Origin of the sequence: Burkholderia diffusa, assembly GCF_902499115.1 — a bacterium.
GTDB classification, from domain to species: Bacteria; Pseudomonadota; Gammaproteobacteria; order Burkholderiales; family Burkholderiaceae; genus Burkholderia; species Burkholderia diffusa.
Genome location: NZ_CABVPN010000077.1, coordinates 1 through 1,244, shown reverse-complemented (window position 1 = coordinate 1,244; position 1,244 = coordinate 1). Strand labels below are relative to the sequence as shown.

General features: G+C 58.8%; 1 pseudogene. It reads right to left on the bottom strand.

Annotated features, from left to right (window positions below):
• Positions 1-135: 135 nt before the first annotated feature.
• Positions 136-1,148: pseudogene (locus BTE28158_RS32270) on the bottom strand (IS3 family transposase); the annotation flags it as partial.
• Between the last annotated feature and the right edge of the window lie 96 nt (positions 1,149-1,244).

The window sequence follows — 1,244 nt, the reverse complement described above, 5'->3', positions numbered from 1 at the left end:
GTCAGGCTCCCTAAGCCAAGAACCCCCGCCCAAAAGGCGGGGGTTTTTGCATTTGCGGGGCGGAAAGCACGAGTGCAAGCAATCGAACCTCTCCGGTTGTTGCTCAATGAGGCTGACCCAATTTCCATCCCGGCCTTAGCTCGAAAATTCCGGTACTTCGGGGTGGGCCGCCCAGGCCCGATCGGTGCGCTGGCGGGCGAATTCCGCCGGTGTCATCCACTGCAGCGCAGAGTGAGGGCGCGCCTCGTTGTAGTGCTCGCGACAGACCTCGATTTTGCGTCTGGCTTCTTCAAGCGACGAGAGCCAATGCGCGGTGAGGCATTCCTCCCGAAAGCGTCCGTTGAAGGATTCATTCTTCGCGTATTCGGTCGGCTTGCCAGGACGCGAGAAATCAATCTCCACGCCGTTCTCGTACGCCCATTTGTCGAGCACCTTCGAAATGAACTCGCTGCCATTGTCTGCCTTGATATAGCGTGGACGCGGGCGATGCTGCGCAAGCCTGGTCAGCGCGGCAACCGCGTGCTCGCCACCCAACGAGCCGCCGACTTCAATCGCCAAGCATTCCCGCGGATAGTTGACCACGATCGTGAGGGTGCGCAAGCGTCGACCATCAAACAGCGCATCAGCGACGAGGTTCTTACTCCAGCTTTCTTTGATCGCGCTCACTGACTGCGTCGGTTGCCGGCGCCGGTAAGACTTGCTTCGACGGGCTCGCTTGCGGCACAACGAAAGGCCCAGTTCCCGATACACGCGTTCTACTCTCTGATGATTGTCTCTCCAGCCTTCCCTGCGAAGCATCACGTACACGCGGGGCGCACCGTAATGCCACCGCACTTCCATGATCTCCTTGATGCGCATTTCCAGTGCGCTGTGATCCCGCGCGACCGAGTCGTGATGGTAGACCGTGCCAGAAAGCTGCAACAACGCGCAGGTCTGCCGTTGGCTCGCGCCGAAACGCTGCATCAAGTCCGTGACCAGATCTCGGCGCCGAGAAGGCTTCAAAGCCTATTTGACAGCACGTCCTGCAGCATGGCCTTTTCCAGCGACAGAACAGCCACGAGCCGCTTGAGCTTCGCGTTCTCTTCCTCAAGTTGCTTCAGCCGGCGCAACTCCGAGGGCGACAGTCCTCCATATTTCGTCCGCCAGTTAATGGTATGGACTGCTCCGGCAGGCGTATCGTAACTGCTGACGTTACCGTTCATAGGAGTATCGTCATGGAAATCATTCGGTTCCTTGCCATCGAT